This window comes from Streptomyces sp. LARHCF249 (assembly GCF_052871255.1).
Genome location: NZ_JBIXJQ010000005.1, coordinates 634953 through 661921, shown reverse-complemented (window position 1 = coordinate 661921; position 26969 = coordinate 634953). Strand labels below are relative to the sequence as shown.

Genomic DNA, 26969 nt, shown 5'->3' with positions numbered 1-26969 from the left:
CATGGTCCGCTCGACGCCGGATGCGCGCGGGGGCGACGGAGGGAGCGGCGGTGGCGAGGTCCGGAGTACGGGGGTTCGAAGTGCCCCACGTCTCAAGTGTTCCGGAGCTGATGGATCTTCTGCACGCCTGCCGCGGCGGCCGCGGACTGCGTACTGCGGCCCTGCTGCGCCGCGCCCACCCGTTCGACAAGGAGCTCCAGATCGCGGGCCTGGTACTGGATCTCGGCGAACTGCTCCGTCCGGGTGACACAGCGTCCCCGCGCGATCACGATGTGGCGGAGGCGGTCCGCCCGTTGCTGGGTGAGCGGGTGGCCCGGCTGATCCGCCTGCACGCGCGGACCGGGGACGAGGGCGGGCCCGGCGCCCTGGCGGCGGCCGGCCCGGACGGCGAGGCCGCGGCGACCCTGCGCCAGACGCACGACGGAGCCGGTGCGGCGGGCCTGGAGGCGGGCGTGCTGGAGGACTGGCAGCCGGTGCTGGAACTGGTCGCTGCGGGCGCCTACCGGGCTCACGGCCGGAACGGGAACGACCCCCTCGGTTCGCCGAGGGGGTCGATCGCGGGAATCCAGGAGGACCCGGTGCCGGGGCGGACTACCAGTTTGCGGGGGCGTAATCCTTGAGGAAGACGCCGAACAGGTCCTCGCCGGCCTCGCCGCGCACGATCGGGTCGTAGACGCGCGCCGCGCCGTCCACCAGGTCGAGCGGGGCGTGGAAGCCCTCCTCGGCGAGGCGCAGCTTGTCGAAGTGCGGGCGCTCGTCGGTGATCCAGCCGGTGTCGATCGAGGTCATCAGGATGCGGTCGGTCTGGAACATTTCCTGGCCGCTGGTCCGCGTCACCATGTTCATCGCGGCCTTGGCGGCATTGGTGTTCGGGTGCCCCGCGCCCTTGTAGCCGCGGCTGAACACGCCCTCCATCGCCGAGACGTTCACCACGTACGCACGCCCGCTGGACGCCTTCCGGGCGGCCTCGGCCATCGCCGGCCGGAGCGCGCTGATCAGGATGAACGGCGACGTGTAGTTGCACAGCTGGGTCTCGAGCAGTTCCACCGGGGAGATCTGGTCGATGGTCTGCACCCAGGTGTTGGACTCGACGACGTCCGGCAGCAGGCCGCCCGCGTCGATGGCGGTGCCGTCGAGGTGCCGTTCGAGGCTGGCGTTGCCCGCGACCAGGGCGAGGTCGGCGACCTTCTGCGCCTCGAGCCCGCTCACGCCGACGGGCAGCGCCGCCAGACCGTCGACCGCTCCGGAGTTGAAGGCGCCGATGACGTGGTGGGCGGGGAGCTCACCGGCGGGGAGCGGGGCGCTCTCCCCCTCGACCAGCGCCGCGTACGCGGTGGGCAGGCGGCGCACGGTCTGCGTCGCGTTGTTGATCAGAATGTCCAGCGGACCGGCCTCGGCCACCTGGTCGGCGAGCGCCACGGCCTGGGCCGGGTCGCGCAGGTCGATGCCGACGACCTCCAGGCGGTGCATCCAGTCCGCCGAGTCCTCCATCGCCTTGAAGCGGCGGATGGCGTCCTTGGGGAAGCGGGTGGTGATCGTGGTGTGGGCGCCGTCGCGCAGCAGCCGCAGCGCGATGTACATGCCGATCTTGGCCCGGCCGCCGGTGAGCAGCGCGCGCTTGCCGGAGAGGTCGGCGCGGGCCTCGCGCTTGGCGCGGTTCTCGGCGGCGCAGTCCGGGCAGAGCTGGTGGTAGAAGTAGTCGACCTCGACGTACCGCGTCTTGCAGATGTAGCAGGAGCGCGGGCGCTGGAGTATCCCGGCGATCCGGCCGGCCTCCGTGACCGAGGAGGGCAGGATGCCCTCGGTCTCGTCGTCGATGCGCTCGGCGGAGCCCGTCGCGGTGGCCTCGGTGACGGCCTTGTCGTTGGCCGTCTTGGCGGCGCGGCGCTCCTGGCGGCGGCGCTGCTTGACCGTGCGGTACAGGCCGGCGGTGGCGCGGCGGATGGTGATCGCGTCGGGGTGGTCGACGTCCAGCTTGTCCAGCTCGTCGAGGACGCTGAGGCACAGGGCCATCCGGTCGGGGTCGATGCCCGGCCCGAACGCCTGCCTCTGGTCGTTGCTTTCCTCGGTCACCGTCATGGCCGCTGCCGTTCCTTGATCACTCGTCCGCATCCGCCTGCTGCGGAAGTCCTCAAAAGGGGAACTGTACGGATCGGACGCGCCCGGAACCAAACCCGATGCCGGGCGGTTCACGCAGCGCGCTCGGTCCGCCACGGTACGCGCCGGCCGGATCGCGTCGGGCGCGCAGACTGGAGTACTCCCGTACTACGCCAGGAGTACGACTCGTGACCCCCTGTGGGCGGAGGAATAGCGAAGTCCGGTCGGGCATTGTGGACTTCATGAGTGCACTGGCGCTGTCGGTCCTGCTCTGTCTCGTGTCCGCCCTGGCGTACGCGGCCGGCGCGATCGTCCAGGAACAGGTCGCGGCGAGCACGCCGGACCGGCTGTCCGCACTGCTGCGGCGGGGCGGCTGGTGGGCCGCGGTGGCACTGAACGGCCTCGGCGCACTGCTGCACGTGGTGGCCCTCGCGTACGGGCCGCTGAGCCTGGTCCAGCCGCTCGGCGCGCTCACGATCGTCTTCGCCCTCCCGATGGCGGCCCTCTTCGTACGGCGCCGGGCGGGCGCGGCGGCCTGGCGCGGGGCGGTGCTGGCCACGGCGGGCCTGGCCGGCCTGCTGGCCCTGACCGGCGGGGAGGGGCGGGCGGAGTCCCTCGCGGGCGGCGAGCGGAGCCTGCTGCTCACGGTGACCGGGGTCTCGGTGGCGGCGCTGCTCCTGGTGTCGCACCGGATGCACCGGGCGGTGCTGCGCAGCGTCGTGACGGCCGCGGCCGCCGGGACGGCCTTCGGCATGGCCTCGGTGTTCACCAAGTCGGTGGCGGAGGGCTTCACCCGGGGCTCGCCGGGCGCCCTGTGGCCCGATCTCGGGGCGATAGCGCTGCTGGCCTCCGGCGGGCTGCTGCTGTCGCAGGCGGCCTACCGGGGCGCCGGGCTGACCGCGCCGCTGGCCACGGTGACCGTCATCAATCCCGTGGTCGCGGCGACGGTCGGCATCTCGCTGTTCGACGAGGGCTTCCGGTACGGGGCGGTCGGCACGACGGCGGCGCTGGCCAGCGCCGTGGTGGCGGCGGCCGGACTGATCCTGCTCACCGCCGTGCCCTCGCACGTACGGGGGTCAGATGTCGACTCCGTGGGAGCGGAGGTACTTCAGCGGGTCGATGTCGGTGCCGTAGCCGGAACCCGTGCGCACCTCGAAGTGCAGGTGCGGTCCGCTGGAGTTGCCGGTCGAGCCGGAACGGCCGATCCGCTGGCCTCCGGACACCTGCTGGCCGGCCTTGACGCCGAGGGCCGACAGGTGGGCGTACTGGGAGAACCGGCCGTCGGTGTGCCGGATGACGACCTGGTAGCCGTACGCACCGGCCCAGCCGGCGGAGACGACCTGGCCGGGGCCGACGGACTTGACGGAGCTTCCGGTCGCCACCGGGAAGTCGACACCCGTGTGGTAGCCGCTGGACCACGAGGAACCCGCGACGCGGTAGGCCGTGCCGAGGGCGGCGTCGACGGGGGCGGAGAAGCCGCCCGAGACCGGCTTCTGCTGCGCTGAGGCAGGCTGCTGAGGCGCCGGCTTCTCGGCGGGTGCGGCGGCGGGCTTCTCGGTCTGCCGGGGTGCCGGCTTCTGCGCTGGTTTTGCGGCGGGCTCGGCGGGCTTCTCCGCCGCCGGCTCCACGGGCTTCACCGGCTCGGCCGTCCGCGGCGGCTTCTCCGGGTTCTGCGCGGGCGGCGCTGCGGTGATCCGTAAGGTGAGCCGCTGCCCCGGGAAGATCAGGTTCGGGTTGCCGCCCACGGTGGCGCGGTTCGTCTCGTACAGGGCCTGCCAGCCGCCCTCGACGTGCTGCTCGGTGGCGATGGCCGACAGCGAGTCGCCGGGCGCGACCACGTAGGGGCTCGGCAGGACGGACGTGCCGGTCGGGCGGGGCGTGGTCGCCTGCTGCGGCTGGACCTGCTTCGGCTGCTGGGACTGCTTCTGCGCCGGCGGCTGCGCCTGCTTCCCCGGCGCGACGGCCGGGGCCGGGCCGCTGCGGCTGAGCCCGGCCTTCTTGCCGCACTGGGGCCAGGCCTGGGGCCCCTGGCCCCGCAGGACCTTCTCGGCGACCGCGATCTGCTGGTCCTTGGTGGCCAGGTCGGCCCGGGGGGCGTAGGCGGTACCGCCGAAGGCCCGCCAGGTGCTCTGGCTGAACTGGAGGCCGCCGTAGTAGCCGTTGCCGGTGTTGATGCGCCAGTTGCTCGTCGACTCGCAGGCGGCGACCTTGTTCCAGGTGTCCACGGAGGCGGCGTGCGCGGCTCCGGCGCCGATGAGCGGGAGCGCGATCCCGGCGCCACCGGCGGTGACGGCGAGCGAGGCCCGGTTGATGCTGCTCGGCTGATACCGGCGGTGCCGGCCCCGTACACCCATGGGAGCCCCCCTCGAAGACATCAGGAACCGCACAACTTAACGTCCCGATCAGAGCATGACAAGGGGCGCAACAGGGCGCTCCGCAGGCCAATTTGACGCCACCTCGGCTCGAAGGACGCCGCCGGGCGGCCGCCTGGATGTAGCGTCGGTCATCCCCGCACACCGAAGCACGCAGGAGCGCAACGATGAGCACCAGCACAGCCCAGATCGGCGTCACCGGGCTCGCGGTGATGGGCAGCAACCTCGCCCGGAACTTCGCCCGCAACGGTTTCACCGTGGCCGTCCACAACCGCACCGCCGCGAAGACCAGGGCGCTGGTGGAGGAGTTCGGCCACGAGGGCGCTTTCGTGGCGGCCGAGTCCGCGAAGGAGTTCGTCGACGCGCTGGAGCGCCCCCGGCGCATCGTCGTCATGGTGAAGGCCGGGGATCCGACCGATGCCGTGATCCACGAGTTCGCCCCGCTCCTGGAGGAGGGCGACGTCATCATCGACGGCGGCAACGCGCACTTCCAGGACACCCGGCGCCGCGAGAAGGAGCTGCGCGGGCAGGGCATCCACTTCGTGGGCGTGGGCATCTCGGGCGGCGAGGAGGGCGCGCTGCTCGGCCCGAGCATCATGCCCGGCGGCTCGCAGGAGTCGTACGCGTCGCTCGGCCCGCTGCTGGAGAAGATCGCCGCGAAGGCCGCGGACGGCACGCCGTGCACCTCGCACATGGGCCCCGACGGCGCCGGACACTTCGTCAAGATGGTGCACAACGGCATCGAGTACGCCGACATGCAGCTCATCGCCGAGGCCTACCACCTGCTGCGCGAGGTCGCGGGCTACTCCCCCGCGAAGATCGCGGAAACCTTCCGGGAGTGGAACCGGGGACGCCTGGACTCGTACCTGATCGAGATCACGGCGGAGGTGCTCGCGCACACGGACGCCGCGACGGGCCGGCCGTTCGTGGACGTGGTGGCCGACGCGGCCGAGCAGAAGGGCACCGGCCGCTGGACCGTACAGATCGCCCTGGACCTCGGCGTGCCGGTGTCGGGGATCGCCGAGGCGGTCTTCGCCCGCTCGGTCTCGGGCCACACCGGCCTGCGCACGGCCGCCCGGGGGCTCGCGGGCCCGACGGCCGCCGCGCTCTCCCCGCAGGAGGCGGACGCGTTCGCCGCCCGGGTGGAGCAGGCCCTGTACGCCTCGAAGATCGTCTCGTACACCCAGGGCTTCCACCAGATCCGGGCCGGCAGCGAGGAGTACGGCTGGGGGGTGGACCTGGGCGCGGTGGCCTCGCTGTGGCGGGGCGGCTGCATCATCCGGGCGGCGTTCCTGGACCGGATCCGGGCCGCGTACGACGCGCAGCCCGGGCTGCCGAGCCTGCTGGCGGACGAGGGGTTCGCGGGCGAGATCGGCGCGGCCCAGCAGGACTGGCGGGCCGTTCTGGTCGCGGCGGTGCAGCACGGCATCCCGGTGCCCGCCTTCTCCGCCTCGCTGGCGTACTACGACGCCTTGCGGGCGGAGCGGCTGCCTGCCGCGCTGACCCAGGGGCAGCGCGACTTCTTCGGGGCACACACCTACCGCCGCACCGACCGCGAGGGCTCGTTCCACACCCTCTGGAGCGGTGACCGCTCCGAGGTCCAGACGACCTGAGGGGCGCTCGGCTCAGCTCCAGGGCCCGGGCTGGGGTACCGGCGCGGGCCCCGGCGGCGGAGGCACCGGGTCCGGCTCCGGGAAGGGGCCGGGCACGGGTGGCACCGGGCGCGGGATCGGCGCGGGGTCCGGGAAGGGGCTGGGGTCCGGTGTCGGCTCGGGCTCGGGGACCGGCGGCTGCGTCTCTTCGAGTTTTCGCACCATATAGCCCATTTTCCCGCGATGGCGCGAGGAATGCGCCTACGAGGCCCCCACCTGGCGCAGGCCGGCGGCCAGGCCCGGGGCCGGGCTGGACAGGACCGGGATCCGTGTCGTGACGAGATCCGCGGCGCCGGCCATGGAGGCCTGGGCCAGCACGACGACGTCCGCGTCGGTGACGGCGTCGGCGGCCGCGGCCACGCGGGCCAGGTATCCGGCGGTGTCCCCCGCCTCGAACCGCTCCCAGGCCCCGGCGACGAGGTGCGCACGGATCGCCAGGGGCTCCTCGCCCGCCTCCTCGGCGAGCAGCTCCGCGGTCGGCGCGAAGGTCGACTCCACCGTGGCCAGTACGGCGATCCGCGCGCCGGTGCGCACCGCGGCGGCGGCCATCGGCCGGTCCACCCGGAGCACCGGGGCGCCGATCGCCGGAGCCAGGGCCTCCGCGGTCGCCCCGATCGTCGAGCAGGTGACCAGCACGGGGTCCGGTCCCGCCCCGGCGAGTGCCTCCAGCACGGCCGGAGCCACCGCCTGCGGCCCTTCGGCGCGGGCCCGGTCCAGCAGTTCCGGAACCACCAGGTGGCGCAGGACGGCCCCAGGGTGGTTCCGGTCCCGCAGCGCGTCGAAGACCGGGACGTGTACGGGCGAGGTGTGCAGGAGGGTGAGTCCGGGGCCGGTCACCAGAGGTCCGAGTCGGCGTCCAGCTGGGCCTTGGCCGCCGCGACGACCGCGGCCGGGGCTTCGGGCGCCTGGTCGGGGTGTTTGGCGGCCCAGCTCGCCGCATACGGGCAGAGCGGAACCACGGGCACCCCTTCGGCGGCGGCGATCCCGTAGAAGGTCTTCACCAGCTGTCCGGCGATGCCCCGGCCCTCGTGGCCCGGCTCGACGACGGTGTGCACGGCCACCAGCGCGTGGGGCTCCTCGGCGAGCACGAAGTAGGCGATGAGCCCGACTGCCGTCCCGTCCTCGACCGCCAGCAGCCGTCCGGTCTTCCGCTCGTCCTTGAACTCGATCGCCACGGTCCCCGACTCCCCTCAGACAGCCACGGCGTGGGGGCTGCGCTCCTGATCCGTCCCCGGCACCGGGGCGGAGGGATCCGCACCCAGCTCGATGATCCGGTTGTCACCGTCCACGTGCACCACACGGGGCTTCAGCACCCGCGCCTCGGCGTCCTCGACCTGCGCGTAGCTGATGAGGATGACCAGGTCACCGGGGTGCACCAGATGGGCCGCGGCGCCGTTGATCCCGATGACCCCGGACCCGCGCTCGCCCTCGATGACGTAGGTCTCCAGCCGGGCCCCGTTGGTGATGTCCACGATGTGGACGAGCTCCCCGGGCAGCAGATCGGCCGCGTCCAGCAGATCGGCGTCGATGGTCACGGACCCGACGTAGTGCAGGTCGGCCTGGGTGACCGTGGCCCGGTGGATCTTGGACTTGAACATGGTCCGAAACATGAAATAACTCCCGATATGTCTGCTCCCTGCCTGCTCATCGCAGGTCAAGGGCGGTCTTCGGAGCCTACAACGATTCGCATGTTCGGTCAGCTTTCCCCGGGTCTGGCAGGACTCATGCTGACCGTTTGCTGACCTTTCCGACGCACCGTCAGGCCGGCACGGCAGCTCGCCCCCACCCCTCCGACTCGCTGCTGCCGGTCTACATCGAACGCGCTCGTGATCACGTACTGCGCCGTGTCGTCGAGGAGGCCGAGGCAGGCGGCAGGCGGCAGCGGACTCGGCACGCTGGTCGGCGGGGCCTCCCATTGGTCCGCCCCTGGTTCGTGTGGCCACATGCAGTGCCAGACGATGGCAGTCATCACCTGGCACTGCGGGTGGCCGGGACATGCCGCAGTGGTCCGCTGACCTGGCCGAACGTCGCCGCCCGAAGCCGGAGTTGTCGGTCTTCTCGTGTAGCGTCTTCGGGAACCTTGGGGGGGATCATGAGTGGTGGCAGCGCAGACCTGGAGATGGATCCGGTCGCGGTGGGGAACATCCAGGACGGTCTGCGGTCCGCGGTCGGGGAGCTGCGTGAGTTCGCGATGGACACCTCGGCCGTGGCGGGTGGTGGTACGAGCCAGCTCACGCTGACGGGTATGGAGGCCGGTCATCCGGCGGTCGCCGCGGCATTGGAGGGGTTCTGCGAGCGCTGGGATCTGAGCGTGAGCAGTCTCTTCGTCATGACCAGCGGGCTCGCCGAGCGCCTGGGCATCGCGGCCGGCTCGGTGTGGGAGGAGGACCAGTACCGCAGGGGCACTTTCAAGGTGCTGGTCAACGCCGGTATTGGCAACCCCTACGCGTCGGAGGACGAGGTCGAGAAGAAGTCCATGGACGCGATCCTCTCCGATCACGCGCTCAAGAGGGAAACGCCGGAGCAGGCGCGTCAGGCCCGGGAGGATTTCGACCGTACGTGGGCGGACACCAAGCGCGGCATCCTCAACGAGGGTTTCGGCGGCAGCGTGTTGGAGGATGTCGCGGAAGCGCAGGGCATGGACCGCGAGACCCTCGACCGCATCCGCAACCCTCAGGGCGCGGACCAGCAGGTTGGCGATCAGGACAGTGATCGGAGCGGGGATCAGGGGGGCAGTTCCTGATGGGCGGCGGCAACTGGCTGGAGAAGGGTGCCGCCTTGACGGGCGACGCCGTCGAGTGGCTCGGCGACAAGAGCGCCGACGTGTTGGAGGATGTCGGCTGGCAAGGGGGCGCCAACGCGGTCCGCAGCACGGCGAACTCCGCGGCGAACCGTCTGGGCGCCGACGTCGGGGAGGTCGAGCTCGGCCAGAGCGACGATCCCAAGCAGCTGGTCCACGGCAGCGCCAGCAGCCTGCGGACGACCGCCGGGCACCTGGGTGACTTCCACGCTGCCTTCACCCGCACCGGGGATGGCCTGAAGAAGCTGGGCACGGACGGCATCAAGGGTGCGACGGCCGACGCCTTTCGGGACTCCGTCCAGGAGAAGGCGCCCCGCTGGTTCGCGGCCGCGGCCGCCTTCGAGACGGCGGCCGGCGCGGTCGGCCGCTTCGCCGACACGGTGACGTGGGCGCAGGGGCAGGCGAAGGAGGCGATCGACGAGTACAAGACCGCCGTCAAGCTGTCGGAGAACGCTCACGCCGCCTACGACACGTGGGTCAAGGACTACGAGTCGGCTGTCAAAGCGCAGCAGGATCCGCTGCCGGCCCGCCCCATGGGTTTCACCGACCCGGGTGCGGACGGCATCAAGGCCGCCCGGCAGAAGCTGGCCGAGGCGCGGCGCCAGCGCGACGACGTGGCCCGCTCGGTGGCGCAGGCGTTGGAGAAGGCCCGTGACGCGGCGCCGAAGGTGTCGGCCGCCGACGCCGCGCTGGTCGAGATCGTCCGCAAAGGCGCGGAGGCTGAACACTTCCTCGGCGGAATCGCCAAGGGCGCGGCTGGCCTGGTCAATTTCGGCCGCGCGCTCAGCCCGCAGGACCCGTACAACATCACCCACCCGACCGTGGCCCAGATGGGCCTCAACAGCATGGGTGCCGGCTTCCTCACTACCGCCAACGACCCGGGCGCCGCGGCCAAGGCCATGGCCGACAGCGCGATGCAGGACCCCTTCGAGTTCGGCGGCAAGCTCGTCCCGGAAGCCGCCGGCTCCAAGGGGAGTGGCCTGCTGTCCGGCGCTGCCCGCAGAGCCGCCACAGCTGCCAAACTCCTCGACGACGCAAAGCACCTGGACGGCAACAAGCCGGGCGGCAGCCGCGGGGATCACGAACAGAACCCCGACAGCAACGGCAAGCGGTGCAGCGAGACGGTATGCAAGAGGGACCCGGTCGACATCGCGACTGGCCGCATGCTGCTGCCTGCGACCGACATCGCCCTGCCCGGCGCACTTCCACTCGTCTTCCGGCGCACCTTTGACTCCGCACGCCGCTCCGGGCGCTGGTTCGGGCCGACGTGGTCGTCCACGGTGGACCAGCGGCTGGAGATCGATTCCGTAGGAGTGATCTTCAGCTGTGACGAGGGCAGTCTCCTCGCCTACCCCCACCCGGCCCCTGGGGCTCCAGTCATGCCCACGCACGGCCGACAGTGGCCACTGGACCGGGTCCCGGGCGGTTACACCATCACCGATCCCGACACCGACAGGGTCTGGCACTTCACGGACCACGGCGACGAGCTCGCTCTCCTGGCCCAGATCGACGACCGCAACGGCCGCTGGATCACCTTCGAGCACGACGAGGCGGGTGCCCCGACGGCGATCGTCCACCACGCTGGCTACCACCTGAAGCTCACCACGAGCGCAGGCCGGGTGACGGCCCTCCACCTCACGGGGGCTGCGACGGACGGATCCGACCAGGAGATCCTGCGCTACGGCTACACCGATGGCCATCTCACCTCGGTCACCAACTCCTCCGGCCGCCCTCTGAGCTTCGACTGCGACGAACACGGCCGCATCACCTCGTGGACCGACACCAACGGAAGCCGCTTCGACTACGTCTACGACGATCAGAACCGCTGCACCTACCAGTCAGGCACGAACGGACACCTCGAATCCACCTTCACCTGGGACGACGTCGATCCCGTAACCGGGCTCCACATGACCACCGTCACCAGCGGTCTGGGACACACCGAGCGTCACTTGGTCAATGACCGGTCACAGGTAGTCGCCGAAATCGACCCTCTGGGCGCGGTCACCCGCTTCGAGTACGACCGCTACAACCGACTGCTGTCACGGACCGATCCGCTGGGCCACGTGAGCCGCGCCACCTTCGACGAGCTGGGCCGCGTGACCGTTGTGGAGCGCCCGGACGGCCGGCAGGCACGGGCCGAGTACAACGAACTCGGGCTCCCGATACGCATCGTTGGGACCGACGGCAATGTCACGCGTCAGAGTTTCGACACCAACGGCAACCGGACGTCGGTAACAGCGCCGTCCGGAGCAACCACTCGCTTCACCTACGACGAGACCGGCATCGTCACCTCCGTCACCGATGCGCTCGGAAACACCTCGACAATCGTTTCCGACAAGGCCGGTCTGCCCCTGACCATCACCGATCCGCTGGGGGCGACCACGCGCTACGAGCGTGACGCCTTCGGCCGAGCCGTGTCGATCACCGACCCCCTGGGTGCCGTCACGCGCCTGGAGTGGACGGTCGAGGGCAAACTCGCCCGCCGTGTCGAGGCCGACGGCAGCGAGGAGTCATGGACATACGACGGTGAGGGCAACTGTGTCGCCCACGTTGACGTTCTTGGCGGGGTCACGACCTTCGAATACACGGACTTCGATGTCCTGACCGCCCGCACGGGGCCGGACGGTTTCCGCTACGAGTTCAGCTACGACACCGATCTCCACCTCACGCAAGTCACCAACCCCCAGGGCATGACGTGGGACTACGTGTACGACCCGGTCGGGCGGGTCACGTCCGAGATGGACTTCGGCGACCGGACGCTGACGTACGAAAGGGACGCGGCGGGGCGGCTCGTTTCCCGGACGGACCTGCTCGGCCAGACCATCCGCTACGAGCGGGACGAGCTGGATCGAGTCGTCCGCAAGGACGCCGCAGGCGCTGTGACGACATTCGCGTACGACTCCGGCGACCAGCTCGCGGAAGCGGTCAACGCGGATTCCACGCTGACGTGTCTCCGCGACCGGTACGGCCGCCTCAAGTTCGAGACCGTCAACGGCCGGACGACGGCGTACGCGTACGACGAACTCAGCCGCCGCACCGGCCGCACGACCCCGACGGGGGCTGTCAGCACCTGGACCTACGACGCGGTCGGCTCCCGCACCTCCCTGACCACGTCCGGCCGCACCATCGCCTTCGACTACGACGCGGTCGGCCAGGAGATCACCCGCCGGATCGGCGACACCGTCACGCTGTTGTCCCGGTACGACCACGGGGGCCGGCTCACCACCCAACACGTCACCGGCGACGGTTACAGCATCCAGCGCCGCGACTACACGTACCGTGCGGACGGCAACCTGATCTGCCTGGACGACCAGCTCGTGGGAGCGAAGACCTTCGACCTGGACCCGGCCGGCCGGGTCACTGCCGTCCGGGCGGAGGGTTGGACCGAGCGGTACAGCTACGACGAGGCGGGCAACCAGACGACAGCCTCCTGGCCGTCGACCCACCCCGGCCAGGACGCCGTGGGCCCTCGCGAGTACACCGGCACGACGATCACGCGCGCGGGCAGGATGCACTACGAACACGACGCATTGGGCCGTGTCACCCTGCGCCGGAGAACCCGCCTGTCCGGCAAATCGGACACCTGGCGCTACGAGTGGGACGCCGAGGACCGCTTGCGTACGGTGACGACTCCCGACGGCGCTGTATGGCGCTACGCGTACGACGCCCTCGGCCGCCGCGCTTCCAAGGAGCGCCTCGCCGCCGACGGCACGACGGTCCTCGAACAAGTCACGTTTACCTGGGACGGCACGACCCTGTGTGAACAGACAACGGAATCGCCGGACCTGTCCCATTCGATAGTCCTCACTTGGGACCACAAGGGCCTGCAGCCCCTGACCCAGCGAGAACGCCTCCTGGACCGGGAAACGCCCCAAGAGGTCATAGATACCCGCTTCTTCACCATCATCACCGACCTGGTGGGCGCCCCCACAGAACTGATCGACGAGTCCGGCACACTGGCCTGGCACACCCGCACCACCGTGTGGGGCACCACCACCTGGGCGTCCACCAGCACGGCGTACACCCCACTTCGGTTCCCAGGCCAGTACTTCGACCCTGAAACGGGCCTCCACTACAACTACTTCCGCCACTACGACCCCGAAACCGCCCGCTACCTCAGCCATGACCCCCTGGGCCTCACCCCAGCTCCCAACCCGGCGGCCTATATCCCCAATCCCCACACGTGGGTCGACCCCATGGGGCTGGCAGGCTGCCCGGCCTTCACCCCGGGAGAAACGCTGGGGGACGTTGACAACATTCACGGATGGGTACCCAAGACCATCCCTGCGGAGGCCATGGAATCCCTTCAGGACGTGCGTAAGTACGGTTTCACCTGGTGGGGCGGACCCGACTTCCATGGGCCGAAGTCGTGGTGGGGTGAGCCATTTGAAAACAGCGGCAAAAATGGCGGCTACCAACTTCCGACCCACGAACCCTCAGGTAAGCCGATCACCTATAATGAATATGGGACCTACCCATCACCAGACAATCCTAAGCCAGGCGGTGAGCGTTGGGTGTTCGGTAGCGATGGGTCCGCCTACTACACTCCAACTCACTATCAGACGTACATTGTGGGCGAAAGTCCCAGATGGGTGAACTGATGACAGAAGAGGAACCGGCAATCCGTATCGCCCCATGGATGCACATCATCACGGCAGGCGGCGGCATGCACCCTAATGAACTCCTGCCCACGTCGGGCAGCGTTTATGTGGCACGCCTGAACGGACAGGATATGCCCGACGAGATTGCAGCGTTTCAGCAGTTCGATGAATCGCTAAAGTTCCCCAAATATTTCGGATGGAACTGGAATGCCTTCTATGATTGCCTTCGCGACCTCCAATGGCTCTCGTCGGATTACCACGTCCTGATCATCGAATCCGCTGATAGCATCCTTTCCGAGGATGACGTTGCTCGCGAGGAGTTTTTCAGAACCCTATGGCGCGCTGGTCAGCGGTGGTCCTACACCAAGAGACCCGAGGGTGTGACGCTCAGCAAATTCTCCGTCGTCCTGTCATGCGGCACGGAATCGGCACCCAGCCTCGCGAGACGCCTTGAAGAACTTTTGAACTCACCCAACTCCTAGCCACCACCCGTGGTCGGCGGGTCGTCGCGCATGTGCACGGTGAGGACGTGATTCTCGGCGTCGCATACGGGATGGGGGACATGGTCCGAGTTCCTGTGCCGTGCGGGCTGGCTGGCTGGCTGGACAGGGAGTCGTGGCTGCCGATCGAGTAGTGCGGCGGTGAACCGGAGGTGTGGGACGGCGGAGCGCGACCGGGCAGGCCACGCGTTTGTCGGGCATGGATGATCTCGCTCAACGCCTCGCCAGCTACCTGGAGGACGACAAGCGCCGGGGCTCGTACGTGACGCTCGGCGGGGCACGGACAGTCCTCAGCCTGCTCACCCTGCTGGAGGACGATGCCCACTCTGACGAGGTCCGGTGGGCGGCTGGCGAGCTGGGTGCACGGATCGCCTCCGGGCTTCCGTCGTGATCGGCCGCGTACGATCCGCTAGTAGCGATCGAGCTTCCAGACGAACTTGCGCAGCTTCAGGTGCGGCTAACGCAGCGCGGAGGGAGGCGACGACCGATGTGTACGGCGCGTAGGGGGGGACGTGGTTGGACGCCGTCGACTCAGTCCACGACGCGGTGACCAAGTACGCGAAGCGCTGCGGGCCGGCTGGGCCCTCACCAGCCGTGACCCCGGACCGCGATCCGGCTACCCCTACCGACCGCAGTTCACCAGCAGGCAGGGCCAGCGACACTTCACGGGCCTGATCCATGCCGCCACCGACAGCGTCCAAGACGCGTACGCACAGCTCCTTGGCATCGACTTCGTCGGCACCGATCACGTCTTCCGTCTCAACAGGACCCGGGTCGAGGCGTTCTCCGGAGCTACGAAGGACCTCTACCACCATCTCGAGAACGGTCAATTGGAGCGGTACCGCACCGCGGTCCACGCCCAACGGAAGACATGGCCCCTTCTCGGATGGGACTCGAAGTGGGACGGCCCCGTCTCCACCCACCGAGACGGCTCCGTACTCGCGATGCGCGTACTGACCTGACCCCGCCCGGGAGGCATGCTGGTGTCGTGCCCGGGTGCACGCGGCGCGGCACCCATCCATCGCCGCTGGCGTGAGGGGGAGCGGAAGGACTCCGGCCCAGACGAGTGCTGGCACGTCACGGGGCCCGTCTGTCAAGCGTCCTGTCGCTCCTCGTGCCCGGCCAGCTGCACTCGTAGCCGCTCAGCCTCGGCCTCGGCCCGGCGCAGTCGGCGCTCCAAGACAGGGCGAGCCGGCGGCGGGTTTTCGGGCTTCGGCGCCTCATTCCGTGGAACGAGCCAGCCCACGCGCTGATACGCGACAATCGCGCGAGCGTCGGGACACGTATGGCAAGACCGTTCCGGCCGCGGACGCGGCCAGCCTGCCGCCAGCATCCGGCGGGTGTGCTCACGTTGGCGTTCGGATTGAAGCATCGGGTCTGAATCCCAGAACTGCTCGAATTCCTCGATCATCCGTTCCACCCTTGTGGCCTCGGCCAGGCGCGGCCCATCATCGGGATTCCAGCCGAGGGCTGGCGCTACGACCTCTTCGACGTGTCCGCAGGCCAGCGTCACCTTCCAGAAGGCCGACGTGTGTGCTTCATCGTGGCGGATCACGGCCCACACGCGGCATCGGCCCCTTCGGGGGGTTCCACCGGGTCCGCGGGAAAGCTCACCTCTTGCCGGTCGCCCCACTCAATGATGTCGCGGTAGGGGGCATCAGCGGAACCATCGTGCCGGCAGTACACCTGTCCCGGCGGCAATGCTTCACCGTCCCCGAGGCCACGCCACTGCCTTTCGCTCGGCGGGGTGCAGTCGTCCGGTGTCAAGAGCTCCTTGATGCAAGCGCAATCCAGCTGAACCCGCCATCGGTAGTACCGGTCCGGGTCCGGCGCGAAGAACGGCCACAGCACCGTAGGAACCCCCCCCCTGCGGCGCTCGGAATTGAATTCCTCGTACGCGCGCAAGACGGCCGTGCGCGGCTTTGCCCGGCCGGGAAGCCGACGCGCCACAGCTGGTGGGCGCACACCTACGGCAGGGTCGGTCACGTTCGAGTCCTCTCGCCCAGCGAAACACTCCTGCCGACGCTAGGAACCCTGAGATCGAACTGCTGCCGAAATAGCGATCGCTTCGCCTGAACGAGGGAGACGAAGCTGTCGCCACCCTAATCTGCACCCTCGTCATCCGGTGGATGACTGCACCGTGCCGCTGGCGAGGACGGCCGGGCGCGGCCTCAAGGACGTCGGGCTCCACGTGACAGAGGCCGTCACGGCGCGCCGACAAGCCTCCTGCGCCAGCAAAATGCGCGACCGCCGGCTGCTGTACCTCCGTGAGCAACCCAAGGGGCTGATGCTGACCGATTGCTGACCAAAGCCCCACCGTCACACCGCTGACCTGAGGAAACGTCCAGATGTCAGATGTAGGACTTGAACATGGTGCGAAGCATGAGTTAACTCCTGGAATGTCTGCTCCCTGCCCGCTTACCGCAGGTCAAGGGCGGTCTCCGCAGACTACAACGATTCGCATGCCCGGTCAGCTGTCCTCGAGTGTTTCAGGACTCACACGCTGAGCACACCCCAGTCCCGGGTCCCTTGGCCCGCGCCTTGGTGAAGGGCCCTCCGCCGATGCCAGAACGGCAGTTGCGACCAGCGGGTTTCCGCCGCGTACGCCTCCGCGTGATGGCGTGCGTAGGCGGCGGCGACGCCGTCGAGGAAGTCCGTGTACGAGGCCAGGACCGGGCGGGGCGGCGCGCCCGCGAGGCACAGGGCCGCTGCGAGGCCGGCGCGGGCTCCGCTGTGCAGGGCGGTGAGGATGCCCTGCGAGGACAGCGGGTCGAAGGCCAGCGCCGCGTCACCAGCGGCGATCCAGCCCCGGCCGCCGTACGGCTCGAGGCGCAGGCCGTGGGCGGCGCTCCAGCGCGGAACCGGCGGGCCGGCGAGGTCCCCGGCCGTGAGGCGGGCGCCGATGTACCGGGTGCGCAGCGCGGCGCGCAGGAACCCGTCGGGGGTGCGCAGACGGGGGTCGGCGAGGTCGGGGTCGGTCAGATGGGCGACGATCCGGCCCGCGGGGGTCAGCGTCGTGTACCACCATCCGCCGGGCACCGCTTCGACGACGGTCCTGGCCTCCTGGTCCGGCTCGCCGCCGGTGGACGGGTTTTGACGCGGCATCAGGACGTGCGCGGCCACGAGCCGGTCCTCGCGCCGACGGATCGCCCGGCGCCGGGCGAGGGCCGCGCGCCGTCCCGTGGCGTCGACGGCCCAGGCGCAGCGCAGCTCCCGTGTGCCGTGCTCCTGGCGTACGAGCAGGCGCAGGCCGGGGCCCTCGTCCACGGCGTCCACGGCCCGCCCGCGGAGCGGCTCGGCTCCCGCCGCGTGGGCCGCCTCCCGCAGGAACGCGTCGAAGCGGAGGCGGTCCAACTGCCATCCCGCGCCGTACGGGTCCTGCACCGGGCCGCGTTCGTGCAGCGCGGGCGAGCCCCAGGAGACGTACATCCCGGTGGAGCGCAGGTGCGGCGCGGCGGTGCCGTCGGGCCACAGGTTCAGGTCGCGCAGCAGCGGGGCGGCGGCCGACGGCAGGCTCTCGCCCACCTTGTGGGAGCCCGCCGCGGGTGCGGGCGGGTCGTCCACGATCGCCACGTGCCGGCCGGCCCGCGCGAGCACGAGGGCGGCCACCGCACCGGCCGGTCCCCCGCCGGCGACGACCGCGTCGTACACCTCGTGACGCGTCACCGCCGGCCGCCGGGGCCGGCCGTCGCGAACCGGGTCATCGGTTGCCCGGGAAGCGGGCGACCTTCTCGATGTAGCCCGCCGACAGCTCCTCGTCGGGTTCCTCGGCAAGGCTGACGGCGGTCGCCAGGACGGCGTCCCGCAGCCGTTCGTCAGCGGCGAGCGGAACATGCAGGCTCAGCAGGTTGCGGCCGCGCGGCGGAGCCGGCTCTGCGGGGAAGGAGACCTCGGACTCGACGAACATCTCGGCGGGCAGCAGGGGGTCGTCGGTGGCGCCCGGACGGCGTTCGACCAGGCCGAGCCGGCCGAAGTCCCCCACCATGGCGTTGATGGCGGCCTTGTAGGGCGCGGGCAGCCAGCGGTCCCAGGAGGCCCGCCGTGCGAACGCCGCGAGCCGCTCCTCGCGCGGGCGCGCGGTGTCGACGGCGATCAGGTAGTCCTCCTCTGCGAGGACGTGGTTGGGCACCCGGGCGGGCCAGAACGTCGGCAGGTACGGGTCGTACCGGCGCTCGTACCCGGAGCGGCAGCTCGCGGTGTCCGTCTGCCAGGGCACGGCCATCCAGCGGGTCAGGTCACCGGGCCCCTGGGCGTACAGGGGCCCGTCGTACGCCAGGGCCTTCTGCCGGGTGAGCACCCTGCCGTAGGGGCGCTCGGGGTTGCTCTGCGGGCGGTGGCGGATGCGGAACGGCGCGCTGTACAGCGTGGTGTGGCGCATCGGCCAGGTGATCTCGCAGCCCGGGTGGAAGGCGTCGGCGAGGCAGAAGGACAGGGCCGCGCGGTCCAGGGCGGCGGGCCGGGCGGCGAGCGGCAGCCGGTCGAGTTCCGTGGGCGCGGTGTCGGCACCGAGGACGTGGTCGGGGAGGAAATCCCCGCGGGTCCAGCGCGCCAACAGCCGTGTCTGGAGCGGGGAGAGGGCCAGGTGCTGGCGTGCGGAGACGGGGGGCAGGCTCATCGCGTCGCCGTACACGGGCGGCCAGGGAATCGGTGACGTGCCGTCCCGGTCGGGGTCGCGCATGGTCTTCGAGATCTGCCGGCGCAGCTCCTCGTGGCGTGTGCCGGGGTCGGAGAGGGAGGCCAGCAGGTCGGTGTCGAGGAAGTGTTCGCGTCCGCCGTGTCCGAACAGGGTGGCCAGGCCCTGGTTGACCCATTGCAGATCGCACAGGCGGCGCAGGATGGGCAGGATGTCGTGGGTGAAGGAGACCCGCGCCGGTTCGGGGAGCGCTCCGGCCGTGACGAACGCGTCGCGGACGAGGTCGTACAGCGTGCGTACGGACTTCAGCTCGGGCGCGTAGTTGGGCGGGCCGACCACCACCCAGGCCGGTTCGACCGGCAGTGCGCGGCCGTCGACACGGACCTCGGCGGTGACCGGGCCGTCGGAGATGTCGTCGTACCAGCCGTCGTTGTTGGCGAAGGTCTCGGCCTCCTTGTCGTCGACGGACTCGGCGGCGCCTCGGCCGCCGAGAAAGATCAGCCGTCCGGCCCCGTCGGTGCGCAGCTCGCCGAGGTAGACCGGGGTGCCGAGGAACGTCCCGGTGTCGAAGCGCAGTTCGGGACGGCCGGCACGGTCGCGCCCGTGTACGGAGCGGGGGCCGGGGTCGATGATCAGCCCCGGGCGGTCCGGACCGGCGACCAGGGGGTTGCGGAGTTGGCTCTCGTCCGCCTGGTCGGCCTCGGGGATGTCCAGGGCCAGCTGGAACTGGTACCAGGCGGCCTTCTTGTTGGCGACGTGCACGGTCCAGCGCACCTCGGCGTCGTCCGCGGTCAGTTCGGCCACCGGCTCCCCGGCAGCGTTGTAGCCGTAGATCCGGAACCGGGCCGCCTGCCGCTTCAGGGCGCCGGTCGCATCCTTGTACGACCCGGTGGGCAGCGGGGGCTCGTCCTCGGTCTCGGGGGCGAGGAAGAACTCGTCGGCGCTGTCGCCGACCCGGGCGACGCCGATCGCGGGATGGATGGCGGCCCGCACGATCCGGGTGTCGCGCCCCGCAGTCTCGGCGGGCAGGGGCCGGGCGGTGCCGGATTCGGCGGCCGGGATGCCGTTGCCGTGGTTGTCGTTGCCGTGGTTGTCGTTGCCGTGGTTGTCGTTCGCGGCGGGTCCGGAGGACGAGGAAGCGGAAATGACGGCCATGGCTCGATCTCCCGCGATGCGGCGCTACCGGGCTGTACTGGGGTGCACGGGGTCCGTAGAGCTTGTGCACCGGTGCATCGTCCGTACAGCTCTCCATGCTGACAAACAAGCGTGCGATGCGCGACCGAAGGACGTGCCGCACCGCTCACGGTCGCAGGCGCATCGGTGTTCGATCAGGCCGGGATGTACAGGAACTCCGGCCCGTATGTCTGCCCGCTGCCGTCCGGCAGCTCGTGCCGCATCAGCGACCGGGCCGGACTCGCCAGGCTCACCATCGTCGCTTCGGCTTCTGCGAGGGCGTCGTTCGCTTCCTGCGGATCGTCCGTCTGCCATGTCCTCTCCAGCCATCGCAGCAGTTCGCTGTAGCGCTGGTTGAATTTTGTGAGCAGCGCCTGCACCGCCTCGCTCGGGCGGTACGCCGGCTCCTGTGCCCACCCGTCCTTGGGCACGGTCCCCATGCGGTGGGCCTCGGGCATCGCGATGGGGTCGCCCTGGTAGGCCCACCCCTCGGGAGCCGTCGGCACCTCCACCAGCTTCTTGCCGTTCAGGATCTGGCGGAACTCGTAGTAGTGGGCGAGTTCGCCCTCCCTGCCGAAGAAGGGGTTCTTCGGTGAGCTGTGGCTTCCCTCGCCCTGCTCCATGATGACCTGGACGGCGTCGTCCACGGCCTTCGGCGTGGCGAGCGGGACGAGGCTGTTTCCCGGGCCGTGGGCGTTCGCCATCTCCCTCTCGACCTGCCGACGGCCTGTGATCAGGCCGGGGTTCCGCTTGAACGCCTGCCGGATGGCGCTGTAGAAGGCCCCGATCGACGTGCTGGGTTCCTCGAACTCGGCGACGGGGTCCTCGGGCCGTTCGATCTGGCAGTACATGTCGAGGGAAACGCCGTTCAGGCCGGCGAGGAACACGGAGAGCCGGGGCCGCACGCCCCCGGGCAGGGGGCCGGGATACTTCGGCACCAGGTCGGGGTGGGCGATGCGCGGAGACCCGCCCACGGTGGTGAGCATGTTGCACACCAGCCCCATGTGCGACATCTCGTCCATGACGATCGTCAAGATGGCGTCGTGGACGGCCCTGTCCCTCTCCGGGTCCTTGATCGACCACAGACCGCACAGATACGGAGGGAGGGTCGCGAGCTCCAGCATGATCGCCTGTTGCAAGGCGTCCTGCAGCCACTGCCCGTTTCGCTGGGTCTCGGGCTGGCCCATCAAGGCGACGATCGCCTCGCTCTCATAGGCGAGCGCTTGAGTCAAGGGACACTCCTTTCCATGGCGGTCGCATCACAGGAGACGGCCACTTCAGTGCAGTTGCTGGACACCCGAAGCGTCACGGACGAAGACGGATCGGGTGTCCGTGGCGCGGTAGCGTTCTTTGAGGTTGAACGTGGACGGCGTGCCGGACACGGGGGCGTCGGGCCGTTCCACGTACAGGCCGTAGGTCTTCGCGGTGTCCGTCTCGCTGTCGAGCTGCAGCCAGCCCTTGCAGCCGGCGGCCGGGAAGGTGCCGGCTGCCGCGATGGTCACGGCGATCGTCGTCTGGTTGAAGGTGTAGGCCGCCGTGCCGAGTTCGAGCCGTTTGCGGGCGCCGTCCTTCCAGCGTCTGAACAGATCGATCCATTCCTCCGGCCACGGCCCGCCGTGGCTGACCGGTGGCATGCCGTTCTCCAGGCGGGTCAGGATGTCGTCGGCCTGGGCAGCCACGGCGTCGTAGTCCCAGAGGTCGACGGAGGAAATCATGTGGTCGCGGTCGGTGGCCCGGAACATGGGGCGGATGTGGAGTTCGAAGACGGGTGTGCGCATTGCTAGTCGTATACCTCCATCAGCACGTCCCTCAGCTGCACTTCCGTGACGAGTTCCGTCGGCGGCTGGGGCCGGGCAGGATTGAACCGGGACGGGATGTACTGGAGCGTCAGCACGTGGTCCTCGACCGCCTCGGGTGTGGACTTGAGCACGGACGTCACGTCGAAGCGGACGATGGAGGACGTCGGATGCAGTGGCCGCGTTCCGTGGCCGCCGTGGCCGTGGTGACCTTCGTGCTCGCCGTCGTGGGAGTCCTCGTGGGTGCGCCACATGGACACGTAGCCCACGCCGAACCTCTTGGCGAAGTCCTCGTCGTCACGTCGGAATTCCACGTCGCCGGGATGGACGAAGCCGCGCAGCAGGTAGCTTCCGGCCACCGGTACCTTCAGCCGGTCCAGTCGCACGGTGATCTTTCCGTCCGGCTCGGGCGGCCTCGCGAGGCGGAACTGCACACGCCCGTGCCGGCGTAGTTCCGCCGTGAGGCCGGCCTCGGAGACCGCCGCCAGGGATTGTGTCAGTACCAGGTCACCGACGGGCGGGAGCGGCGGCACCGGCACCGCGAACGCGGCCTTGAGCTGGTCGGAGTACTCGTAGGTGTAGCCCAGTTCCTCGGTCTTCTGGAACTGCGAGACGAGGTGCATGGGCTTGTCCAGGAACCCGCGGAGCTTGCTGTTCGGCGAGGTGGCGGCCGGGAACCCGTTCCGGTTCTGCCACTGCGCCCAGAGCAGGTCGATGAAGCAGTGGAAGCTGAAGTAGATGGGGTCCAGGGCCGCCTGGGAGCAATCCGCCATCAGGCCACCGATGAAGTCGGTGTGCATGTAGTTGTGGGGGCCGATTTCCAGGTCCCCGTAGTTGCCCGTCGGATGATCCTCGGGGTATCCGACGAACTGATGCGGATCGGTCACCGTCGTCACGATCTTCAGGGTGTCGGGCGGCAGGGCGGTCGCCGGGTCCGTGTTGCGGTCCGGGGAGAACAGCTCGGGCACGTCGAAGGACGGCGGGAAAAGTCCGCTCCCCTGGGGGTGGATCCAGTCCCAATAGGGGATGGTGACGTTCGCGGTCCTGGGAGGGTCCGCCTCCTGCAGGAGCTTCTCGAAGTAGTGCAGGTGGGCGCGATGCCACGGGAGGAACATGTCGCTCCCGTGTTCGCATCCGCCGACGACGAGGTCATTGTGCAGAGCGGCCTGGAATTCGTAGCCGGCGGGATCGTCGGGGTTCGCGGCCGAACGCGCGCGCAGAACGCCGAGGGCGTGGAGGTAGTCCTTCAACTGCGTGGAACTCAGCGCATTGATGTCCTGGCGTTTGTTCATCACCGCTGCCTCCGTTTCTTGGGTGAAGGTAGAGGAGGCGGTGACGTATGCGACGTATCGGCCCAGATGTGGGCGCGCCGCCGGTCCGCGGCCTTCACGGCCCGGCTGACGCCCCGCCCGATGGCGCTGCCGATGAGCAGGCGGACGTCGGGGTCAGTGCCGCGATGCTGCTGACCGGGATGTCGACGCTCCGGCCCGCCACGCTCAGCCGGACCACGCCGTCGCCACCGGAGCCCAGCGTTCCGCACCAGGTGCCCGCCGAGGTGCTGACTTCGACGAGTCCGCCCGGGCCCCCTGCGCCTCGGTCCGCGGGCCACCAGGACGACGTGGTCGCCACCGCCACGAGCCCCACCGCGACGAAGGTGAGCGCGATCCCCGTGCGCAGTCGCCGTCCACCGCCGTCCGTACCGGCCCCTCCCTCCGGGTCCAGCGGCCAGGCGACCCGCGCCACCAGCCACGTGGCGAAACAGGCGACGGCCAACGCGAGCAGGATCAGCACGCCCGCCAGCAACTCGACGCCCTTCGGCGCCGAGGACGCGCCGCCGCCCTTCAGCGCACCGCACAGCCCCACGAACCCCAGCACCGACAGCTGAACGGTGAGCCACCCTCGCGCGGAGCCCGCCAGGTGCGCGCCCCTGTCAACCATGTCGTTCATGGAAAGCCAGCATTCCGGTCTCGGCCGGCCGGAGGGCGCGACGCACTCAACGGCCCGTGGCGGTGCTCCCCCTACGGACTATCCGTCATGCGGCCTTCCGGGACAGGAACCTGCGCAGCTTCGTCAGCGGCCACGTGTTGACGACGTCGTCCTTGGTCAGCCAGCCGCGCTGGGCCGTGGCCACCCCGTAGCGCATGTACGGCAGGTGCGTGGTGGCGTGCGCGTCGGAGTTCACGGCGAACTTCACGCCGTAGCGCTTCGCGCGCAGGATGTCCTCGTCGCACAGGTCGAGCCGCTCGGGATGCGCGTTGATCTCCAGCACCGTGCCGGTGCGCGCGCAGGCCTTGAAGACGGCGTCGAAGTCGGCGTCGATGCCCGGGCGCTTGCCGATCCGGCGGGTCGTGGGGTGGCCGATGACGGCGACGTACGGGTTCTCGCAGGCGCGGACGAGGCGGCGGGTGAGCTCCTGCCTGCTCTGGTTGAAATGGGAGTGGACGGAAGCCACGCAGATGTCGAAGTCCGCGAGGAACGCGTCGGGCCAGTCCAGGGTGCCGTCCGGCCCGATGTTGAGTTCCGTGCCGTGCAGCAGCCGCATCCTGTGGTGCGCGCCGTCCAGGGCGCGCACCCGCTCGCGCTGGGCGAGGATCTTCTCGCTGGTCATGCGCTGCATGTACAGGTTCGGGGCGTGGTCGGTGACCGCGTAGTACGCGTAGCCGCGGGCGGCAGCGGCTTCGATCATGTCCTCCAGCGGCGCCAGCCCGTCGGTGAGGTCGGTGTGGGTGTGCAGGTCGCCGCGGATGTCCTGCTCCGTCAAGAGGTCGGGGAGTGCGCCGCGCAGCCCGGCCGCGATCTCGCCGCGGTCCTCGCGCAGCGTCGGCGGGATCCAGGGCAGCCCGAGCCGGGCGTACACCGCCTCCTCCGTCTCGGAGGTGAGGCTCTCACCGCTCTCGGCGTCGAAGAGCCCGTACTCGGAGAGCTTGAGGCCCTGGCGCACCGCCAGCTCCCGGGTGCGGATGTTGTGGGCCTTGGAGCCGGTGAAGTACTGCAGCCCGGCGCCCCAGGAGGCGGGCGGCAGGACCCGCAGGTCCACCTGGAGGCCGGTGGCGGTGCGGATGGAGGTCTTCTTCTCCCCGTGGGCGATGACCTCGGCCGTGTGCGGGTGGGCGGTGAGGGCGTCCATGAACGGGGCCGAACGCCGGGCGGCCACCAGGATGTCGATGTCTCCGATGGTCTCCCTCATCCGGCGCAGGGACCCCGCGTACGTACACCGGACGCAGCCGCGGATGTCCGACAGCTCGGCGACGAGCTGTTCGGCCACCTCCATGGCGGCGCTGACGAGGATGCGGCCCTCGCCGGCCTTCTGCAGCACCGAGATGCCGTGCAGGATGTTGCCCTCGGTCCGCTCGCCGAAGCCCTTCAGATCGCGCAGCCGCTCCTGCTGGATGGCCTCGACCAGCTGGTCGACCGAGGTGATGCCCAGCTCCTCGTACAGCAGCATGGCCTTGCGGGGGCCGAGCCCCGGAATCGCGACCAGCTCGCGCACCCCGGCCGGTACGGACGCCCTGGCCTCGTCGACGACGGGCATGCGGCCGGTGCGCAGATACTCGATGATCTTGTCGGCGACGGACTTGCCGACGTTGGGGATCTCGCGCAGGCCCTTGGCGTCGAGCGCCGAGACGTCCTGCGGGTAGCCCCCGACGGCACGGGCGGCCTTCTCGTAGGCGCGCGCCTTGAAGGCCTCCCCGCCGCGGATCGCGATGAGGTCGGCGTACTCCTGGAGGAGCGCCTCGACCTCGTCATTGGCTCGGGCCATGTCTCCAGGGTGCCCCCGCGGGCCCCGGGCGGGCACGCCGGGGCGTCGGCGGGGTGGCTAGCCTGGAGAGATGGGCGGCGAGCTCGTGACGCTGTTTCTCGCCGGTGACGTGATGCTCGGGCGCGGCATCGACCAGATCCTTCCGCACCCCGGCGATCCGGGCCTGGAGGAGGCGTACGTCCGCGATGCCCGCACGTACGTCGAGCTGGCGGAGGCCGTGAGCGGGGCGGTTCCGCGGCGGGCGGCCTTCTCCTGGCCGTGGGGCGAGGCGCTGGACCTCCTCGACGCGGCCGCGCCCGACGCCCGGATCGTCAACCTGGAGACCTCCGTCACCCGCAGTGGCGACGCCTGGCCCGACAAGGGGGTCCACTACCGGATGCACCCCGCCAACCTGCCCTGTCTGGCCGCGGTCCGGCCCGACGTCTGCGTCCTGGCCAACAACCACGTCCTGGACTACGGGCGCCGGGGGCTGGCCGAGACCCTCGACTCGCTCGCCGGCGCGGGCCTGCGGACGGCGGGAGCCGGACGGGACCTCGACGAGGCGCGGCGGCCCGCGGTCCTTCCCCTGCCCGGGGGCCGGCGCCTGCTGGTCTTCTCCCTGGGGATGGCGTCCAGCGGCATCCCCCACACCTGGGCGGCCACCGCGGCACGCAGCGGGGTCGACTTCCTCTTCGAGCCCTCGGACGCCGCCGCGGCCGAGGTGGCCGGGCGCGTCCGGCGGGCGAAACGATCCGGCGACCTCGCGGTCGTCTCGATCCACTGGGGTTCGAACTGGGGCCACACCGTCCCGCGCGACCAGATCCGCTTCGCGCACGCGCTCGTCGACGGCGGCGCGGACCTCGTCCACGGGCACTCCTCGCACCATCCGCGCCCGATCGAGGTGTACCGGGGGCACCCGGTGCTCTACGGCTGCGGCGACCTGATCGACGACTACGAGGGCATCGGCGGCCACGAGCGGTACCGGGACGACCTGCGACTGCTGTACCTCGTCGCGCTGGAGCCGGACACGGGCCGGCTCGACCACGCCCGTCTGGTCCCCCTGCAGGCCCACCGGATGCGCCTGCGGCACGCCTCCCGGGAGGACTCCGGCTGGCTCCACGGGGTCCTCGCGCGCACCAGCCGGGACTTCGGCACCCGCATCACGCTCGACCCGGAGGGCTTCCTCATCGTCCACCCGGTCCGCCCGCCGGCGCGGCCCCCGGTCAGCTCCCGGGAACGCTGAGTTCGCCTCCGCGGTGGAAGCTCTCGCGCTCCTCTACGACGTACGGGGCCATGACCTCGCGGCGCTGCTTCTCCGCGTCGGAGGACCGCCACGCGTCGCACGCCTGCCGGGAGTCCCACAGGGACACTCCGGTGATCTCCTGGCCGTCCTCGGACCAGTACGCGAACGCGCGGCGCATGCCGTCCGGGTGGGCCGGCGGGCGCCACGCCCTCTCGAACTCCTCCAGCGTGCCGGGCTTGATGCGGCGGGTCGTGACCCAGACGAAGGTCTCCTGCATGGCGGCCTCCTCGCCTCCTCGTTCTCTGACCACCGTAGGTCCGCGGAGCGGCTTCCGCCTGCCGCCGGTGGGCGGATGCACGGTTC

At 70.3% G+C, this 26969-nt stretch carries 23 protein-coding genes and 1 pseudogene; 10 read left to right on the top strand and 14 right to left on the bottom strand.

The window, feature by feature from the left end; translation table 11 throughout:
• The first annotated feature begins 110 nt into the window (after window positions 1-110).
• On the top strand, window positions 111-620 hold the full coding sequence (locus tag ACIPUC_RS17795; protein ID WP_446590401.1) for an HD domain-containing protein: 510 nt from the start codon (window positions 111-113) through the stop codon (window positions 618-620).
• Here the strand turns inward: ACIPUC_RS17795 and ACIPUC_RS17790 are convergent.
• Window positions 592-2079 carry an SDR family NAD(P)-dependent oxidoreductase gene (locus tag ACIPUC_RS17790; RefSeq protein WP_446590400.1) on the bottom strand — a complete coding sequence of 496 codons (1488 nt, stop codon included), beginning with the start codon at window positions 2077-2079 and terminating at the stop codon, window positions 592-594. The genes ACIPUC_RS17795 and ACIPUC_RS17790 overlap by 29 nt on opposite strands.
• Window positions 2080-2177: 98 nt before the next feature.
• Between ACIPUC_RS17790 and ACIPUC_RS17785 the strand changes: the two are divergent.
• Window positions 2178-3071: pseudogene (locus ACIPUC_RS17785) on the top strand (DMT family transporter); the annotation flags it as partial.
• Between the two features lie 102 nt (window positions 3072-3173).
• On the opposite strand, the gene ACIPUC_RS17780 reads toward ACIPUC_RS17785, so the two are convergent.
• Entirely contained in the window at window positions 3174-4451 is a 1278-nt protein-coding gene (locus ACIPUC_RS17780) for a transglycosylase family protein (RefSeq protein ID WP_446590398.1), read from the bottom strand.
• A gap of 185 nt (window positions 4452-4636) precedes the next feature.
• Between ACIPUC_RS17780 and gndA the strand changes: the two genes are divergently transcribed.
• Complete coding sequence (gndA, locus tag ACIPUC_RS17775; protein WP_446590396.1) at window positions 4637-6082, top strand: NADP-dependent phosphogluconate dehydrogenase; 1446 nt, start codon at window positions 4637-4639, stop codon at window positions 6080-6082.
• A gap of 240 nt (window positions 6083-6322) precedes the next feature.
• On the opposite strand, the gene ACIPUC_RS17770 is transcribed toward gndA, so the two are convergent.
• The 3 genes from ACIPUC_RS17770 to panD are packed head-to-tail and all read right to left on the bottom strand — an operon-like array spanning window position 6323 to window position 7731.
• Complete coding sequence (locus ACIPUC_RS17770) at window positions 6323-6958, bottom strand: aspartate/glutamate racemase family protein (protein WP_446590394.1); 636 nt, start codon at window positions 6956-6958, stop codon at window positions 6323-6325.
• A complete protein-coding gene (locus ACIPUC_RS17765) occupies window positions 6955-7296 on the bottom strand; it encodes a GNAT family N-acetyltransferase (protein WP_446590392.1) in 342 nt (113 codons plus the stop codon). Before ACIPUC_RS17765 ends, ACIPUC_RS17770 begins: the two co-directional genes overlap by 4 nt.
• 15 nt (window positions 7297-7311) lie before the next feature.
• Window positions 7312-7731 carry an aspartate 1-decarboxylase gene (gene panD / locus ACIPUC_RS17760; protein ID WP_266782268.1) on the bottom strand — a complete coding sequence of 140 codons (420 nt, stop codon included), beginning with the start codon at window positions 7729-7731 and terminating at the stop codon, window positions 7312-7314.
• Between the two features lie 482 nt (window positions 7732-8213).
• Here panD and ACIPUC_RS17755 point away from each other — a divergent pair, with 482 nt between their 5' ends.
• The 5 genes from ACIPUC_RS17755 (at window position 8214) to ACIPUC_RS17735 (ending at window position 14984) form a co-directional block, all read left to right on the top strand.
• Window positions 8214-8864 carry a hypothetical protein gene (locus ACIPUC_RS17755; protein WP_446590390.1) on the top strand — a complete coding sequence of 217 codons (651 nt, stop codon included), beginning with the start codon at window positions 8214-8216 and terminating at the stop codon, window positions 8862-8864.
• Window positions 8864-13522, top strand: a complete 4659-nt coding sequence (locus ACIPUC_RS17750; RefSeq protein WP_446590389.1) for a putative T7SS-secreted protein — start codon at window positions 8864-8866, stop codon at window positions 13520-13522. Before ACIPUC_RS17755 ends, ACIPUC_RS17750 begins: the two co-directional genes overlap by 1 nt.
• Window positions 13510-14004, top strand: a complete 495-nt coding sequence (locus ACIPUC_RS17745) for a barstar family protein (RefSeq protein WP_446590387.1) — start codon at window positions 13510-13512, stop codon at window positions 14002-14004. The genes ACIPUC_RS17750 and ACIPUC_RS17745 overlap by 13 nt, the downstream gene beginning before the upstream one ends.
• Window positions 14005-14221: 217 nt before the next feature.
• Window positions 14222-14413: a hypothetical protein gene (locus tag ACIPUC_RS17740; protein WP_446590385.1), complete on the top strand. Its 192-nt coding sequence runs from the start codon at window positions 14222-14224 to the stop codon at window positions 14411-14413.
• 121 nt (window positions 14414-14534) lie between these two features.
• On the top strand, window positions 14535-14984 hold the full coding sequence (locus ACIPUC_RS17735) for a hypothetical protein (protein ID WP_446590383.1): 450 nt from the start codon (window positions 14535-14537) through the stop codon (window positions 14982-14984).
• A 131-nt stretch (window positions 14985-15115) separates the two neighbouring features.
• Here the strand turns inward: ACIPUC_RS17735 and ACIPUC_RS17730 are convergent, their stop codons facing one another.
• The gene (locus ACIPUC_RS17730; RefSeq protein ID WP_446590381.1) at window positions 15116-15586 is read right to left on the bottom strand and encodes a hypothetical protein; all 471 of its coding nucleotides are present in this window, start codon (window positions 15584-15586) and stop codon (window positions 15116-15118) included.
• Between the two features lie 561 nt (window positions 15587-16147).
• On the opposite strand from ACIPUC_RS17730, the gene ACIPUC_RS17725 reads away from it, so the two are divergent.
• Window positions 16148-16327, top strand: coding sequence for a hypothetical protein (locus ACIPUC_RS17725; RefSeq protein WP_446590379.1), 180 nt, complete (start codon window positions 16148-16150; stop codon window positions 16325-16327).
• Between the two features lie 191 nt (window positions 16328-16518).
• Here the strand turns inward: ACIPUC_RS17725 and ACIPUC_RS17720 are convergent, their stop codons facing one another.
• The 7 genes from ACIPUC_RS17720 to polX all read right to left on the bottom strand — a co-directional run bounded on the left by ACIPUC_RS17720 (window position 16519) and on the right by polX (window position 25384).
• Complete coding sequence (locus tag ACIPUC_RS17720) at window positions 16519-17688, bottom strand: NAD(P)/FAD-dependent oxidoreductase (RefSeq protein ID WP_446590378.1); 1170 nt, start codon at window positions 17686-17688, stop codon at window positions 16519-16521.
• Window positions 17689-17722: 34 nt separating this feature from the next.
• A complete protein-coding gene (locus ACIPUC_RS17715) occupies window positions 17723-19810 on the bottom strand; it encodes a LodA/GoxA family CTQ-dependent oxidase (protein ID WP_446590376.1) in 2088 nt (695 codons plus the stop codon).
• Window positions 19811-19983: 173 nt separating this feature from the next.
• Window positions 19984-21060 (bottom strand): ferritin-like domain-containing protein, encoded by a 1077-nt coding sequence (locus tag ACIPUC_RS17710; RefSeq protein ID WP_446590374.1) that lies wholly within the window; start codon window positions 21058-21060, stop codon window positions 19984-19986.
• A 45-nt stretch (window positions 21061-21105) separates the two neighbouring features.
• Entirely contained in the window at window positions 21106-21606 is a 501-nt protein-coding gene (locus tag ACIPUC_RS17705; RefSeq protein ID WP_446590372.1) for a hypothetical protein, read from the bottom strand.
• Window positions 21607-21608: 2 nt separating this feature from the next.
• The gene (locus tag ACIPUC_RS17700; protein ID WP_446590370.1) at window positions 21609-22916 is read right to left on the bottom strand and encodes a tyrosinase family protein; all 1308 of its coding nucleotides are present in this window, start codon (window positions 22914-22916) and stop codon (window positions 21609-21611) included.
• Window positions 22917-23010: 94 nt separating this feature from the next.
• A complete protein-coding gene (locus tag ACIPUC_RS17695) occupies window positions 23011-23571 on the bottom strand; it encodes a hypothetical protein (RefSeq protein ID WP_446590368.1) in 561 nt (186 codons plus the stop codon).
• An 85-nt stretch (window positions 23572-23656) separates the two neighbouring features.
• Window positions 23657-25384: a DNA polymerase/3'-5' exonuclease PolX gene (polX, locus tag ACIPUC_RS17690; RefSeq protein WP_446590366.1), complete on the bottom strand. Its 1728-nt coding sequence runs from the start codon at window positions 25382-25384 to the stop codon at window positions 23657-23659.
• A 70-nt stretch (window positions 25385-25454) separates the two neighbouring features.
• On the opposite strand from polX, the gene ACIPUC_RS17685 reads away from it, so the two are divergent.
• Window positions 25455-26606 (top strand): CapA family protein, encoded by a 1152-nt coding sequence (locus ACIPUC_RS17685; RefSeq protein WP_446590364.1) that lies wholly within the window; start codon window positions 25455-25457, stop codon window positions 26604-26606.
• On the opposite strand, the gene ACIPUC_RS17680 is transcribed toward ACIPUC_RS17685, so the two are convergent.
• The gene (locus ACIPUC_RS17680; protein WP_446590362.1) at window positions 26587-26883 is read right to left on the bottom strand and encodes a putative quinol monooxygenase; all 297 of its coding nucleotides are present in this window, start codon (window positions 26881-26883) and stop codon (window positions 26587-26589) included. The two genes, ACIPUC_RS17685 and ACIPUC_RS17680, sit on opposite strands and share 20 nt — an antisense overlap.
• Between the last annotated feature and the right edge of the window lie 86 nt (window positions 26884-26969).

Coding starts and splice junctions, on each gene's coding strand:
- ACIPUC_RS17795 (WP_446590401.1), top strand. CDS start 111: ATGGATCTTCTGCACGCCTGCCGCGGCGGCCGCGGACTGCGTACTGCG.
- ACIPUC_RS17790 (WP_446590400.1), bottom strand. CDS start 2,079: ATGACGGTGACCGAGGAAAGCAACGACCAGAGGCAGGCGTTCGGGCCG.
- ACIPUC_RS17780 (WP_446590398.1), bottom strand. CDS start 4,451: ATGGGTGTACGGGGCCGGCACCGCCGGTATCAGCCGAGCAGCATCAAC.
- gndA (WP_446590396.1), top strand. CDS start 4,637: ATGAGCACCAGCACAGCCCAGATCGGCGTCACCGGGCTCGCGGTGATG.
- panD (WP_266782268.1), bottom strand. CDS start 7,731: ATGTTTCGGACCATGTTCAAGTCCAAGATCCACCGGGCCACGGTCACC.
- ACIPUC_RS17755 (WP_446590390.1), top strand. CDS start 8,214: ATGAGTGGTGGCAGCGCAGACCTGGAGATGGATCCGGTCGCGGTGGGG.
- ACIPUC_RS17750 (WP_446590389.1), top strand. CDS start 8,864: ATGGGCGGCGGCAACTGGCTGGAGAAGGGTGCCGCCTTGACGGGCGAC.
- ACIPUC_RS17745 (WP_446590387.1), top strand. CDS start 13,510: ATGGGTGAACTGATGACAGAAGAGGAACCGGCAATCCGTATCGCCCCA.
- ACIPUC_RS17740 (WP_446590385.1), top strand. CDS start 14,222: ATGGATGATCTCGCTCAACGCCTCGCCAGCTACCTGGAGGACGACAAG.
- ACIPUC_RS17715 (WP_446590376.1), bottom strand. CDS start 19,810: ATGGCCGTCATTTCCGCTTCCTCGTCCTCCGGACCCGCCGCGAACGAC.
- ACIPUC_RS17705 (WP_446590372.1), bottom strand. CDS start 21,606: ATGCGCACACCCGTCTTCGAACTCCACATCCGCCCCATGTTCCGGGCC.
- ACIPUC_RS17700 (WP_446590370.1), bottom strand. CDS start 22,916: ATGAACAAACGCCAGGACATCAATGCGCTGAGTTCCACGCAGTTGAAG.
- ACIPUC_RS17695 (WP_446590368.1), bottom strand. CDS start 23,571: ATGAACGACATGGTTGACAGGGGCGCGCACCTGGCGGGCTCCGCGCGA.
- polX (WP_446590366.1), bottom strand. CDS start 25,384: ATGGCCCGAGCCAATGACGAGGTCGAGGCGCTCCTCCAGGAGTACGCC.
- ACIPUC_RS17685 (WP_446590364.1), top strand. CDS start 25,455: ATGGGCGGCGAGCTCGTGACGCTGTTTCTCGCCGGTGACGTGATGCTC.
- ACIPUC_RS17680 (WP_446590362.1), bottom strand. CDS start 26,883: ATGCAGGAGACCTTCGTCTGGGTCACGACCCGCCGCATCAAGCCCGGC.